The sequence below is a fragment of the Paraliobacillus sediminis genome, from assembly GCF_003426055.1.
In genome coordinates, this window is sequence record NZ_QJSI01000001.1 from 1,196,034 (window position 1) to 1,210,196 (window position 14,163).

Below are 14,163 nucleotides of genomic sequence, written 5' to 3' on the forward strand. Positions count from 1 at the left end.
CAATATTGAAAAGAACTTTTAAAATATTAGTTGCTTTATTTGTGATAATATTTACGGTCTTACCTCAAGTTCAACCGGCTGTGCGTGTTATTGCAGCTGAACAACAATTGACTGATGGAGATTATACGATAGATTATGAAGTTTATTATCAGGGAGAAGAATCTAGTTTTGGTAGTTATTTCTCAACTCCAGCAGAATTAACAGTGGAGAACGGTAAGCAATATGTTAGTTTTACTACATCTAGGAGTGATGTAATTGTATCATTCGAAACAGAATTAGCAGGTAATTATAGTGAAGCAGAGGTTGTAAGTGAAGACATAGAAAATCAAAAACGCGTCGTGAAATTTGAAGTAGAAGATTTAACGGAAACAAACGTGAAGTTAGTAATGTCTTATGGCATGACGCATGACATTCAACTGAAATATGATCAAGAATCAATTACAGAAATAGAAGTAGAAACGCCAGAAGAAGCAGAAACACCGGTAGAAGTAGAAACGCCAGAAGAAGTAGAAACACCGGTAGAAGTAGAAACGTCAGAAGAAGCAGAAACACCGGTAGAAGTAGAAACGCCAGAAGAAGCAGAAACACCGATAGAAGTAGAAACGCCAGAGGAAACAGAAGCGCCAGTAGAAGAAACCCCCGTTCTAGATGAAGGTAACGAAATTACAGATGGAGACTATACGATAGATTTTGATGTTTTCTATCAAGGAGAAGAATCAAGTTTTGGCAGTTACTTTTCAACTCCAGCAGAATTAACCATTGAGAATGGCAAGCAATACATTAGCTTTACGGCATCTAGAAGTGATGTAATTGTATCATTCGAAACAGAATTCGCAGGTAATTATAGTGAAGCAGAGGTTGTAAGTGAAGACATAGAAAATCAAAAACGTGTCGTGAAATTTGAAGTAGAAGATTTAACGGAAACAAACGTGAAGTTAGTAATGTCTTATGGTATGTCGCATGATATTCAACTGAAATATGATCAAGAATCGGTGACAGAAGTAGTGGAAACACCAGAAGAATCGGAGACTCCAGAGGAAGAAGAAACACCAGCCCCGAATGAGGGCGATGAAATTGCAGATGGAGACTATACGATAGATTATGATGTTTTCTATCAAGGAGAAGAATCTAGTTTTGGCAGTTACTTCTCAACTCCAGCAACATTAACTGTTGAGAATGGCAAGCAATACATTAGCTTTACGGCATCTAGAAGTGATGTCATTGTATCGTTTGAAACAGAATTCGCAGGTAATTATAGTGAAGCAGAGGTTGTAAGTGAAGACATAGAAAATCAAAAACGTGTCGTGAAATTTGAAGTAGAAGATTTAACGGAAACAAACGTGAAGTTAGTAATGTCTTATGGTATGTCGCATGATATTCAACTGGTCTATAATCAAGAATCAATCACAGAAGTAGTGGAAACACCTGAAACTCCCGAACTGGAAGAAAGTGTTACAGCTAATCCGGTCGTGAATAATGGAATGGCTACGATTGAAACAGAAGCAGTAGACAAAGTAAAACAAGATGGTGAATTAATTGTTAATGTTGATCAAGAATTAACAATTGAATTATCTCTTTCTAGCGAACAAGTACAGCAATTAAAAACTAAAAACGCAAAATTAATTATCGTTAATAAAGAAACTACTGTTTCTATTTTAGCTAGTGAACTACCAAATGGAGAGTTTACATTTAATGTAGATGTAGTAGAAGAAATAGCAGGTTCGGACCAGGCATTAAGTAAGATCTTTGACTTCATGATTAGTAACAAAGATACATTTGAGCAGCCTGTGACATTGGAGTTTAATGTGGATTCGAATTCTGTAGGTAATAAAAATTTAGAAGTGCGTTACTACAATGAAGAAACACAAGAGTGGGATTCAATCGGTGGTAAGTATCAAGATGGAATCATAACTGTTGAAACAAATCACTTTAGTATTTTTGGGGTCTTTGAAATAGCTGAAGAATCGCCTGAAACACCACAAGAAGAGACTACAGAAGATCAGGAATTAGCTGATGGTGAATATGATCTTCCTTTAAGCGTCTTATCTGTTGATTCAGATTCAAGTTCAGCATTTGAAAAGTACTTTACTGATACAGCTATATTAAAAGTAGTCGATGGTAAGTACACGATCGTTATAACTCAAAATGATTATAATCTAGCGGCATTAGGTGCGATAACATTTGAAATCAATGGAGTTGAACACACATTGGTTGAACAGAGCAAAGATGATGAAACTAGAGTGTTAACGCTTGATATCGATGAAATAAAATCAAACTATACAGCTACAATTGAAGCAATTGGAGCACCACATCTTTACCCTGTAAGATTTGTCTTAGATCTTTCTGAATTAGAACTAGACATTATTTATGAGGAAGAGGACCAAACTGATTCGAATGATGAGGAAAGCCCAACATCTAATACTGGTAACACAGATAATACAGTAGATGACGTTGTAGATTTAAATAATGAAGAAAATAGCTTAAACGGCCCAGAATTCGATCGCGATGCAGACACAGACAATACTTCTGGATCCGTAGCATCTACTGATAGTGAAGAGGAAAATAATGCGAAAACTGGGGATGCAGTACAGATCGGTATGTATCTATTATTTTTACTAGGTTCACTAAGTTATTTAATTGTAAGATACCGCAGTAATAAATTTAGGATAACGGCTAAATAATTCGTATTTAGATTTTAATAGGTATATAGAATAGTAAGTTGCAAATTAATGCAGCTTACTATTCATATCTATAAAAGTATTCCCCAAAGAAAGGAGAGTGGAAATTGAGGAACTTAAAGATTATCTTAGCAATATTGCTACTGTTACTAGTTAGTGCGTGTTCATCAAATTCGGGTGAAGGTCAAGAGAATACAACAACTGCTAATGCAGAATCTGGTCAAGATACGGAAGAAGTGAGCACAAATCAAGAGGTTGAACAGGATGAGAATGTAAGAATTGTGGCAACAACATTCGCAATTACGCAGATAATGGATAAGCTTGAACTTGATTTAATTGGCATCCCTACAACATCTTATTCGGTACCAGAACGTTATCAAGAGGTTACAGAGGTTGGAAATCCAATGTCTCCTGATATGGAGCTTGTTAGTTCTTTAAAGCCAACAGATGTTTTATCTGTTACAACTCTAAGATACGACTTGGAACCGCAGTTTGAACAAGCAGGAGTTGAAACTAGTTTTTTAAATCTACAAAGTGTTACTGGTATGAATGATGCGATTATGTCATTAGGAACTAAATATAATCGCTTAGATCAAGCAAATACGTTAATCGGAACTATTGAAGATAAAATTGCTGAAATTGAAATTGAAATTGAAATTGAAACAGAAACAAAGGATGAAATCTCACCTAAAGTATTAATCTTACTTGGTGTTCCTGGTAGTTATCTTGTTGCAACTGAACACTCCTATGTTGGAGACTTAGTAAATGTTGCTGGAGGGGAAAATGCTATCACAGGACATAATGAAGAATATATATCAGCTAATATGGAATACCTCCAACAGGCGAATCCAGATGTTATTTTACGATTATCTCATGGCATGCCAGATGAAGTGGTTGAAATGTTTAATGAAGAATTTGTTACCAATGATATTTGGAAACATTTTAATGCTGTTAAAACTGACCGTGTATATGACTTGAAGGAACCTGTATTTGCTACAACCGCAAATATCCAAGTAATAGAGGCGTTAGATGAACTAGCAGCGATCTTATATGAATAAGTCATTTTTAAATAAAGGAAGATTAAGATGAATAAAAAAATAATAAGTTTTTTAGTTGTCAGTCTATTGCTAATTATTATGTTTGGTTATTCAGCGATTTCTGGAAGTATTTCTGTTTCATTTGATCAATTAATAACTGGACTTTTACATGGGGGTGTGGAAGAAGTAGAGGTAATAAAGGATCTACGCTTTCCAAGGATTTTTGTAGCGATGTTTGCAGGTGCTGCTTTATCTGTCTCCGGGGTTTTGCTTCAATCAGTCATGCGAAATCCACTTGCTGATGCTGGAGTAATAGGAATCTCAGCTGGTGCAAGTTTCTTCACATTATTTGGCATCTTGTTTTTACCTACATTGTATATAAGCAGTCCTTTATTTGCTTTTATAGGTGGTGCTCTAGCCTGCTTCTTGGTTTACTGGCTTTCATGGAAATCAGGGTTACATCCATTACGACTTATTCTTACCGGTATCGCAATCAGTGCAATGTTTACCGGGTTTAGAGAAGCTATGATGATGATTTGTAGTTATTTTAATATTACGGTGGGAGCATCAAATACTTCAAATTTATTAATGAAAACGTGGGACGATGTTGATATTATTATCGTTTATGGTCTGATCGGGTTAGTACTAGCGCTCTTTGCAAGTTCCTGGTGTAATTTACTTTCTCTACAAGATAAAAAGGCGAAAAATCTAGGTTTAAACGTTACGGCTGCACGCTTATTAATTTCAGCTGTTGCTGTATTACTAGCAGCGGTAGCTACTTCAGTCGCTGGCGTAATACTATTTGTAGGACTTCTTATTCCAAATATAGCCCGTCAACTTGTAGGAACGGATCACCGAATTTTAATTCCCTTTTCAGCAATTGCGGGTGCTTTACTGATTTTAACAGCTGACACACTAGGAAGAACAATCATTTCACCATTAGAGATTCCTGCCTCTACTTTAATGGCAGTGATTGGTGGACCGTTCTTAATCTACTTATTGAGAAAGAGTGAGCGAATAAATGGAATTTAAATCTATTTCTTTTTCATATAATCAAAAAAGCAACCAGTTAAAATCTATATCGGGACTTATTGAAAAGGGTAAAATTACGACTATTATTGGTCCAAATGGTTGTGGGAAATCTACATTATTGTCAGTTCTCTCAAAAGACAATAAACCTTTATCTGGTCAGATAGTAGTAAATGATCAAGATATTAATAGTTATAAACCAAAGGAGTTAGCCAGAACAATTGCAATGGTCTATCAACAAAATGACGGACCGCAAGATTTGACTGTTGAACAATTAATTGCTTTTGGAAGAGTACCATATAAAAATTTATTTCATCCGAATTTAAAGAAAGATCAAGAAATCATAGATTGGGCAATTGCCTCTACACGTTTAGAAGAAAAGCGAAATAAAACATTGGATCAATTATCTGGTGGAGAAAGACAACGTGTGTGGATTGCATTATCTTTAGCTCAAAAAACAGAATTTTTATTTTTAGATGAACCTACAACATTTTTAGATATCTATTATCAAATGGAAATACTTGAGCTAGTACGCTCATTAAATGAGAAATATGGATTAACAATTGTGATGGTACTTCATGATATTAATCAGGCAATTCGTTACAGTGATTCAATTATTGTGATGAAAGATGGCAAAATTTATGCGAATGGTGTTCCAGATAAGATCGTGACAGATGTAATGATGAAAGAAATATATGGCGTAGATGTTGCTGTATACAATAATAAGTTAGCGGGATTATATCTCGTTCCTATCGGAATATAAGCTTTAAATGAGGAAGATATCTATGAATCGAAAAAAAACAGTTAAAAGTTTGCAAAGAATCTTAACGATAATAGCAATTTGCGTGTTTTTATATTCGGGTTATACACTCTCGATTATTCTCTATGGTTACTATGATAATAGACAGGTGTTAGCTGAAGCGCATGAGATCTATCATTCGGAAGTGACTCGTACAGAAACAATTGAAAATACAGGACAGATTCGCGAGCAGTTTGATTCTTTAAGAGAAATTAATACCGATATCATTGGTTGGATAACCGTTGAGGGAACACAGATAGATTACCCAATTCTTCAAGAGGAGAACAATGACCATTATTTATATCGAAACTATAAAGAAGAGGATTCTCGAGCTGGTAGTATATTCATGGATTATCGAAATGATATCACGTCAGAAACAAACAAAAATATTATCCTCTATGGCCACCGAATGAAAGATGGATCTATGTTTGGACAATTAAAAAAATATTTAAATGAGGATTTTTTTAAAAGTGCTAATGCAGTTTATCTCGACACGTTATACGAAGGATTCAGTTTAGAAGTTTTTTCTGTCTACCAAACGACGAGTGATTTTTATTACATACAAACGGATTTCAATGAGGAAACAGATTTTATGCCATTTATTGAAGGATTAAGAGATAAGTCACTCTATCAATCGAATGTATCTATTTCAGAGGAGGATACAATTGTGACGTTATCAACCTGTGATTATAGTTTGGATAATAATAATGGAAGGTTAGTAGTTCATGCTAAGTTAGTGCAAAGAGGGGCGAGTGAATGAAGAATTTTAAAGTAGTGAAATATACTATCGGAGTACTTTTTTTAATAAACTTAAGTGCTTGTGGACAAACAAATAATGTCACTGAAGCCGTTAATCAAGAGGGTTCTGTGACAGTTACAGATTTTACGGATCGCTCGATAACTTTCTATGAAACTCCTAAAAAAATAGTCGCACTTGGAAATGGTGATCTCGACATAATTTACGCATTAGATGAAGTAGTTATAGGAAGACCAAATGAGACAGATGAACCAATTATCGAGGATGCTGTTGAAGCTGAAGAAGTAGGAACGACACATGAAATTAATTATGAAAAGATTGCTCTCCTAGCAGCTGATGTCGTACTTGCTAACAGCGGATTGAATGAAAAAGATGTCCCAACAATTGAAGCAATTGGTACAAAAGTTATCTTAACGCATGCTAACTCGATTGAAGATATTAAGAATCAAATAACTTTATATGGAGACCTATTAGATCAAAAAGAAAAAGCGATTAATCTGAATACTAAGTTAGATAATGAGCTTGAAGGTCTTCAAAAAAGTGTTAATAGTCCCAGAGTCCTTTTAGTTTATGGTGCTCCAGGTACATATATGGCAGCACTCGATAATTCTTTAAGTGGTGATATTCTTAAAGAGGCAGGTGGAATGAATATTGCTTCTGAATATCCCACTCTTAAAGAATTTCCACAGTATGCGCAAATAAATACAGAACATGTAGTAGACTCGGATCCTGATTTAGTTTTGTTAATCACGCATGGAAACACAGAAGAAGTAAAAAAAGGATTTATAAAGGAAATGGAACAAAATGCAGCATGGAACAATATTTCTGCAGTAGAACAAGGGAATATTAATGTTTTACCTTCAGATTTGTTTGGTACAAATCCAGGAACAAGGGTGGTTGAAGCTGTTTCTTATATGGTTGATATATTGAATGATCTGGAGTGAATGGTATGAGTCTGATAGGAAGAAAAGTGAAAAAGAAGTATATATTTTTAGTTACCTTTTGTTTATTAATTTTCACTGTTTATCTAGGTTTGACGTTTGGAGCGGTACCTATCAGTTTGCAAGATATATGGCAAGTATTAATTTCCACAGCTGATGATAGATATGAAAGTATTATTATTGATTTAAGATTGCCTCGTATTATTATTGGATTGTTGGTGGGGGCATGCTTGGCTACATCTGGTGCTCTATTACAAGGGGTCATGAAAAACCCATTAGCTGATCCAGGAATAATTGGAGTTTCAGCAGGTGGTGGTCTAATGGCAATCATTACGATGTTGATATTTCCACAATATAGTTACTTATTACCTATAATGGCGTTTATAGGAGCCTTCGCTACTACGATTGTGATCTACTTATTAGCATGGGAAAATGGAACTTCTACTATCAAAATTATTCTAGCCGGGGTTGCTATGAATGCATTACTGGGAGCTGTTATGAATGGTGTGATGGTTATTTATAGTGATCGTGTTCAATCTGTTATTTCGTGGCTTTCAGGTGGTTTGAATGGAAGGAGTTGGTATCATTTAGAATTTATGTACCCTTATGCAATTGTTGGCCTTTTGATTAGCTTTTTTGCTATAAAGCCAATAAACATAATCTTACTAGGAGATGAGTCTGCTAAACTACTTGGTCAAAATGTAGAATTAATGCGATTACTATTAATTCTATTAGCTTCTTTCTTAGCGGGTATAGCAGTGAGTGTATCTGGGTTAATTGGCTTTGTAGGTTTGGTTGTTCCACACTTTATCCGTTTATTAATAGGTGAAGATTATCGGATGTTACTACCTTTATCAATGCTAGGAGGAGCGATACTTGTCGTATTTGCTGATACGATAGCTCGGACAATGTTTGAACCTATTGAGTTACCTGTGGGCATTTTACTAGCATGTATCGGTGCGCCATTCTTTCTATTTTTATTACGTCGAAAGCGGGTGATGTAATTGAAGTCGTTGGAAACAAAACAAATACGATTTAAGCAGGGCAGTTTTGTTTTAAATGATATTAACGTTACCTTTCCAGAAGGTGAAATGACAGCAATTGTTGGTCCAAATGGGTCAGGTAAATCAACTTTATTAAAGATACTAGCAAAACTCCATTATGCTGATAAGGGTCAGGTTCTACTTGATCAACTATCGATTACTACTTATAAGAGAAAAATGTATGCAAAAAATGTAGCTATGTTATTACAAGTAAAAGAGCCTTTACCAAATTTAACGGTTCATGAATTGGTAGCCTACGGTCGCTCTCCTTATCAAGGTTACAGACCTGAAAAAACAGATGATCTGTCTATTATAAAATGGGCACTGGAAGAAACGGGATTAACTAAACTGGAAGACAGACTATTTCATACGTTATCCGGGGGAGAACAGCAGCGAGCACGTATCGCTATGGCGCTAGCACAAAAAACGGATATTCTCTTGTTAGATGAACCGACAACATATCTTGATATTGCACATCAATTAGAATTGATGGAACTACTTGTCCGCATTAACACGACGCATAAAATCACCATCATAATGGTACTTCATGAAATACAATATGCAGCAGCATACTGTGGCCATATCATTGCGATGAAAGAAGGCGAAGTAGTTCGAGTTGGTTCACCTAAAAATGTGATAGATGAGAAATTTTTTCGAGATATTTATCATATACATGCAAAAATAAGATTTGAGGATAATTATCCTATTATAGTACCACTATCAAAAATAGAATAGAGGAGGATGTTTAATATGTTTATTGCAACGAATACTGTTCAGTTAAAAAATGGTCACGCAGAGGCATTTATAGAACGTTTTAATAAAGTAGGTAAGGTCGAAACAATGAAAGGATTTGCTGGATTAGAGGTGTTATTAACAGAAAATACGAAAGAATATGAAGAGATCACGATTTTCACAAGGTGGGATAATAAAGAAGGATTTCAAGGGTGGATGAAGAGCGATGCTTTTAGAGAATCACATGCACACCGTGGTGGGGTTCCTGACTTCATTATAAAGAATAAGACCGCGTTTTATGAGGTCAAGGTTACGAGACAACCTATAAATATTGGGTAAAAGGGTTTAAAGTTCACTATTAATTCCGGGTACATTTTAACACAAATAAAAACGCCTCTCGCGAAGTGAATCGATCGAGAGGCGTTTTATATTTGTCAATTATTGTTTAGAATTTTCTATATTCACTTTGAACACTGATCCATTTCTCTGTTGTAAACTTATCTAATGCCCAGCTTCCGCCAAACCTTCCTAGTCCAGAGTGCTTTTCACCACCAAATGCTACATGTGGTTCATCATTAACGGATTGATCATTTACGTGGATCATGCCTGTATGAACACTTTTTGCTACTTCAAGACCGCGCCAGCGATCACTAGTAAACACAGAACCACTTAAGCCATAAGGTGTATCGTTAGCGACCTGAATTGCTGCTTTTTCATTTTCTACTTTAATGATGACAGCAACTGGGCCAAAGATTTCATTTTTCGCCATTGTCATATCATTTGTTACGTTTGATAGAACAATTGGTTCCATTAAGTTACCATTCACTTCACCAGAAGTCATCACTGTTGCGCCTTCTTCTTTTGTTTTTGCAACATCTTCCAAAATACGACTTACTTGTTCATTATTTATTAGTGGTCCGATAAATGTATCTTCTTCATTCGGATCACCTGTTTTTAGTTGTTTGACTGCTGCGGTGAATTTTTCAACAAATTCATCGTGAACATTTTCATCAACAATGATTCGATTGATTGCCATACAAATCTGACCTTGATGGAGAAACTTACCAAAGACAGCAGCTTTTACAGCTTCGTCAATATTCGCATCATCTAATACCAACATGGCGTTATTACCACCGAGCTCTAGAGCTGTATCTTTCAGGTCCTTACCAGCTAATTGAGCTAAATGACTACCGACCTCAGTAGAACCTGTAAAGGAAATACTTGATGGGATTGGGTTTGTTACAACTGAATCACCAATCACGGAACCTCTTCCAACAACTACATTAATAACACCTTTAGGAAATCCAGCTTCTTCAAACAAGGAAGCAATTAGAAGACCTGATGTGATTGGTGTATCAGATGCTGGCTTGATTACTGCAGAGTTACCTGCCGCAATTGCTGGTGCAACAGAGCGCATCGTTAAATATAACGGGAAATTCCATGGCCCAATAATACCAATTACGCCTTTGGGATTCCGATAAACGAAATTCTCCTTTCCCGGTGTATTAGATGGTAGTATCGTACCTGTCATTCGCGTTGGAAAAGAGAGAGCTTCTTTAATCACTTCGTAACAAATACCATATTCCACGTTTGCTTTAATTCGAGTGCTACCTGATTCTTCAACTAACCAGTCTATAATTTCATTTTTACGCTCTTCAACTAATTGCAATAGCTTAAAAAAAGTATGCTTGTTTTTCAGCAGGTGCAACTTTTTGCCAATTTTTTTGTGCGCTTTCTGCCGCTTGATACGCTTTATTTACGTCGGACTCATCTGCTGAAGAGATCGTTGTGATTTCCTCTTCTGAATATGGATTATAATCTTCAACAACCGCCTCACTTGAACCCTTGATCCATTGTCCATTGATAAATTGTTTTGTGAATTTTTCGTTAACCAATTATAAGCCTCCTAGTTTAATAGATTATATAGTAGTATTTCACTGTAATTGCTATTATTAAACATTTTAATATCTAAAAAAGGCTAGAGGCTATAGCCTCTAGCTCTTTCTTATTTCATGTTTTTGTGGATATAAGTGGTGATCTTTCTTAGTTCTGTTACAGATGGTCTTCCAAATGGACTTGTCTGTCTTTGTTGATAAAGTAAACATCCATTTTCATCAACTAAAAAGTAAGCAGGTTCTCCGTGTGCACCGTGATCTTCATATGGTGCATTTTCCTTGTGATAGTGCACCTGATAATCGTTGATAGCTTGATGATTTTCATCTGAAAGTACTGTAAAGCTGAATTTATGTTCTTTTGTCATGTCTGTTAAAGCATTTAAATTGTCAGTTGATATTGTAACGATATGAATGTCTTTTTTGTTAAAGTAATCTTTTCCATCCTCTAATGCATCCAACTCACTCATGCACGCTGGACACCATGAACCACGGAAAAAGATAATTAAATACCAACCTTCTTTTTGTTTGCGCTGTTCCTCAAAGTTATATTCGTCACCTGGCGCAGCAGGAAGAATGAAATTAGGAACGGTTTTTCCAAGTTCAAATTCAGACATCAAATACTCCTCCTTTATTAAACGCTTTCCCTAGAAATGAGAAATCTAAAAGTTTATCTAGAAATTTTAATTAATCCATCCATTCTAGAATGCCTTTTAAGTCTTGATAAATACTATTTGGTTCAAGATTTAATTCCTCTAAAGGTAAGTTACTACGATTTATCCAAGCAGTCTGGAAACCATAGTTTTTCGCTCCGGAAATGTCCCAACCATTAGAAGACATAAATAATACTTCTTCACGTTGTACACCAAGCTGTTTTAAGGCGTAATCATAGGACGCAACCGTTGGCTTAAATTGCTTTATCTCATCGACACTAATGAGTTGATGAATAAGACTGGAGATTTCCGATTCCTTAATCAACGGATCTAACATATCGTGCGATCCATTTGAGAAAACAGCAATTTGTTTATCTTGTATTTGTGCCAGTACTTCTTTGACTTCTGGATATGCTACAAGATGTAAGTAGCTAGTAATTAATTCTTTTTCTGAGTCCTGATCAAGTTCTTCACCATGCTGTTTTACTGCATAACGTAACGCTTCTTTCGTAACAGTGAAGAAAGTTTGATAATTCCCCATTAGCTGACGTAAGTTTGAATATTGCAACTGTTTTCCTCTCCAAGTTTTACTGATTTCAGTACCTTTTCCAGGATACATTTTTTCGCATTTATCACGAACTGAATGAACATCAAACAATGTCCCATAGACGTCGAAGACAAACGCTTTAATAGATTGTTGTTGCATATATACCCTCTCCTTAACTAACTTTTCCTTTAGTATCAGAGGTATTCCCTAAATCATTCCCTTTTTAACTTATAATATATAATGCAATTAAAATAAGGAGTAGTCAGTTTAATATGGCTGCTCTTTATTATAGTCTTTCCCCTTAACTAACATAAGGAAATCGAATCTTTGATCAGTATCTTTTTATGAAAACAGGTTATAACAAAATATACTCAATAATACTCAGTTATAATTAAATATATTTAAATATAATTAAGTATATATATAAAGCATAAGAGAGAATAAAGGTGTATATTATCAATGTATACGTTTTATTGCGGTTTTGATCATTTAAAAGAATATGATATGATTCATTTTGTTCAAAAGGAATCGGTTTTTTCAAATCGGACAAAATCTAACTACTAAAAGAGGTGTTAAATTGAACATTCAAAAAATAAAACAAAATTGGTTTGGCAATGTAAGAGGTGATGTGTTAGCGGGTATCGTAGTTGCACTAGCACTTATACCAGAAGCTATTGCCTTTTCTATTATTGCTGGTGTAGATCCAATGGTCGGACTCTATGCATCATTTTGTATAGCAGTTGTGATTGCATTTATTGGTGGACGTCCGGGGATGATATCCGGTGCTACTGGTGCAATGGCTTTGTTAATGGTCACTTTAGTTGCAGATCACGGTTTGCGATATTTACTGGTTGCTACCATATTAACAGGAGTACTGCAGATTTTGTTCGGTGTTTTTAAACTAGCACGTTTTATAAAATTTGTACCACGATCTGTTATGGTTGGGTTTGTTAATGCACTTGCTATCATGATTTTCACCGCACAGTTTCAACATTTTGAAGGTAAGACTTGGGTTATGTACGCGCTTGTTGCAGTTACCTTAGCTATTATTTATTTATTTCCACGAATTACACAGGCAGTACCATCAACACTCGTGGCGATTATAGCTGTTACAGCATTTGTTGTCTTTATGAATGTCGATATTAGAGCAGTAGGTGATTTAGGAAATCTAACACGTCAGTTACCAGTTTTCTTAATTCCATCTATCCCGCTTAATTTTGAAACATTAATGATTGTATTCCCTTATTCATTATCACTTGCAATTGTCGGGTTACTCGAGTCATTATTAACTGCTAATATCGTAGATGACATGACAGATACACCTAGTGATAAAAACAAAGAAAGTCGTGGTCAAGGAATTGCAAACGTAGTTACTGGATTCTTTGGTGGCATGGCAGGTTGTGCGATGCTTGGACAGTCTGTTATCAATGTCAAATCAGGCGGGAATGGAAGGTTATCCTCCCTTGTTGCTGGTGTGTTCTTAATGTTCTTGATTATTGTCTTAGGTGGTGTCGTTGTTCAAATACCTATGGCAGCATTAGCGGGTGTCATGATTATGGTGGCGATTGGGACATTTGATTGGTCTTCTTTACAAAGTATTCATAAAATACCACGAACAGATGCATTAGTGATGATCGTAACGGTTGTTACTGTAGTCGTTACACATGATTTATCAATTGGTGTTATGGCTGGTGTACTACTGAGTGCCATTTTCTTTGCTGCAAAAATATCTAAAGTGAATGTGAAGAAGATAGTAGAAGTAGAAAGATCAAAACATGTGTATAAAATTTATGGACAAATCTTTTTTGCTTCTGTAAATGATCTAATTGAGAAGTTTGATTATACGGATGATGTAGAAGAGGTTGAAATCGATTTATCTAATTCACATCTTTGGGATGATTCAGCGATAGGGGCCTTAGATAAGATTGAGACGAAATTTGAACAAAATCACGTTAAAGTGATTTATTCAGGTTTGAACGAAGAAAGTCAATCGTTGAAAAAGAAAATTGGTGGTTTGTCAAAAGCTTCCGGACATTAAAAGATTATCTAACTAAA

The 14,163-nt window shown here is 35.4% G+C and carries 12 protein-coding genes and 1 pseudogene; 10 read left to right on the forward strand and 3 right to left on the reverse strand.

Annotated features, from left to right (window positions below; genetic code table 11):
• Nucleotides 1-5: 5 nt before the first annotated feature.
• From D2K60_RS05260 to isdG, 9 genes are all read left to right on the forward strand, one after another.
• Entirely contained in the window at nucleotides 6-2,681 is a 2,676-nt protein-coding gene (locus D2K60_RS05260; protein WP_117168923.1) for an NEAT domain-containing protein, read from the forward strand.
• A 104-nt stretch (nucleotides 2,682-2,785) separates the two neighbouring features.
• Nucleotides 2,786-3,736 (forward strand): heme ABC transporter substrate-binding protein IsdE, encoded by a 951-nt coding sequence (gene isdE, locus D2K60_RS05265; protein WP_240335244.1) that lies wholly within the window; start codon nucleotides 2,786-2,788, stop codon nucleotides 3,734-3,736.
• A gap of 27 nt (nucleotides 3,737-3,763) precedes the next feature.
• Nucleotides 3,764-4,747: a FecCD family ABC transporter permease gene (locus D2K60_RS05270; RefSeq protein ID WP_117168924.1), complete on the forward strand. Its 984-nt coding sequence runs from the start codon at nucleotides 3,764-3,766 to the stop codon at nucleotides 4,745-4,747.
• Complete coding sequence (locus D2K60_RS05275) at nucleotides 4,737-5,507, forward strand: ABC transporter ATP-binding protein (RefSeq protein WP_117168925.1); 771 nt, start codon at nucleotides 4,737-4,739, stop codon at nucleotides 5,505-5,507. The genes D2K60_RS05270 and D2K60_RS05275 overlap by 11 nt, the downstream gene beginning before the upstream one ends.
• Nucleotides 5,508-5,529: 22 nt before the next feature.
• A complete protein-coding gene (gene srtB, locus D2K60_RS05280) occupies nucleotides 5,530-6,303 on the forward strand; it encodes a class B sortase (RefSeq protein WP_117168926.1) in 774 nt (257 codons plus the stop codon).
• The gene (locus D2K60_RS05285) at nucleotides 6,300-7,244 is read left to right on the forward strand and encodes an ABC transporter substrate-binding protein (protein ID WP_117168927.1); all 945 of its coding nucleotides are present in this window, start codon (nucleotides 6,300-6,302) and stop codon (nucleotides 7,242-7,244) included. Before srtB ends, D2K60_RS05285 begins: the two co-directional genes overlap by 4 nt.
• A 5-nt stretch (nucleotides 7,245-7,249) precedes the next feature.
• Complete coding sequence (locus tag D2K60_RS05290) at nucleotides 7,250-8,245, forward strand: FecCD family ABC transporter permease (RefSeq protein WP_117168928.1); 996 nt, start codon at nucleotides 7,250-7,252, stop codon at nucleotides 8,243-8,245.
• Nucleotides 8,246-9,019, forward strand: coding sequence for an ABC transporter ATP-binding protein (locus D2K60_RS05295; RefSeq protein WP_117168929.1), 774 nt, complete (start codon nucleotides 8,246-8,248; stop codon nucleotides 9,017-9,019).
• A gap of 15 nt (nucleotides 9,020-9,034) precedes the next feature.
• Nucleotides 9,035-9,355, forward strand: a complete 321-nt coding sequence (isdG, locus tag D2K60_RS05300; protein WP_117168930.1) for a heme oxygenase — start codon at nucleotides 9,035-9,037, stop codon at nucleotides 9,353-9,355.
• Between the two features lie 106 nt (nucleotides 9,356-9,461).
• Here the strand turns inward: isdG and D2K60_RS05305 are convergent.
• The 3 genes and pseudogenes from D2K60_RS05305 to D2K60_RS05315 form a co-directional block, all read right to left on the reverse strand.
• Nucleotides 9,462-10,911, reverse strand: a pseudogene (locus D2K60_RS05305) (aldehyde dehydrogenase family protein).
• A 110-nt stretch (nucleotides 10,912-11,021) separates the two neighbouring features.
• Entirely contained in the window at nucleotides 11,022-11,525 is a 504-nt protein-coding gene (locus D2K60_RS05310) for a peroxiredoxin family protein (protein WP_117168931.1), read from the reverse strand.
• Between the two features lie 70 nt (nucleotides 11,526-11,595).
• Nucleotides 11,596-12,267, reverse strand: coding sequence for a haloacid dehalogenase type II (locus tag D2K60_RS05315; RefSeq protein ID WP_117168932.1), 672 nt, complete (start codon nucleotides 12,265-12,267; stop codon nucleotides 11,596-11,598).
• Nucleotides 12,268-12,685: 418 nt separating this feature from the next.
• Here D2K60_RS05315 and D2K60_RS05320 point away from each other — a divergent pair, with 418 nt between their 5' ends.
• Nucleotides 12,686-14,146 (forward strand): SulP family inorganic anion transporter, encoded by a 1,461-nt coding sequence (locus D2K60_RS05320; RefSeq protein ID WP_117168933.1) that lies wholly within the window; start codon nucleotides 12,686-12,688, stop codon nucleotides 14,144-14,146.
• The last annotated feature ends 17 nt before the right edge of the window (nucleotides 14,147-14,163 follow it).

Bases quoted from the DNA above. Each gene is read 5' to 3' on its own strand.
- D2K60_RS05285 (WP_117168927.1), top strand. From the start codon at position 6,300: ATGAAGAATTTTAAAGTAGTGAAATATACTATCGGAGTACTTTTTTTA.
- D2K60_RS05290 (WP_117168928.1), top strand. From the start codon at position 7,250: ATGAGTCTGATAGGAAGAAAAGTGAAAAAGAAGTATATATTTTTAGTT.
- isdG (WP_117168930.1), top strand. From the start codon at position 9,035: ATGTTTATTGCAACGAATACTGTTCAGTTAAAAAATGGTCACGCAGAG.
- D2K60_RS05315 (WP_117168932.1), bottom strand. From the start codon at position 12,267: ATGCAACAACAATCTATTAAAGCGTTTGTCTTCGACGTCTATGGGACA.
- srtB (WP_117168926.1), top strand. From the start codon at position 5,530: ATGAATCGAAAAAAAACAGTTAAAAGTTTGCAAAGAATCTTAACGATA.
- D2K60_RS05275 (WP_117168925.1), top strand. From the start codon at position 4,737: ATGGAATTTAAATCTATTTCTTTTTCATATAATCAAAAAAGCAACCAG.
- D2K60_RS05310 (WP_117168931.1), bottom strand. From the start codon at position 11,525: ATGTCTGAATTTGAACTTGGAAAAACCGTTCCTAATTTCATTCTTCCT.
- D2K60_RS05270 (WP_117168924.1), top strand. From the start codon at position 3,764: ATGAATAAAAAAATAATAAGTTTTTTAGTTGTCAGTCTATTGCTAATT.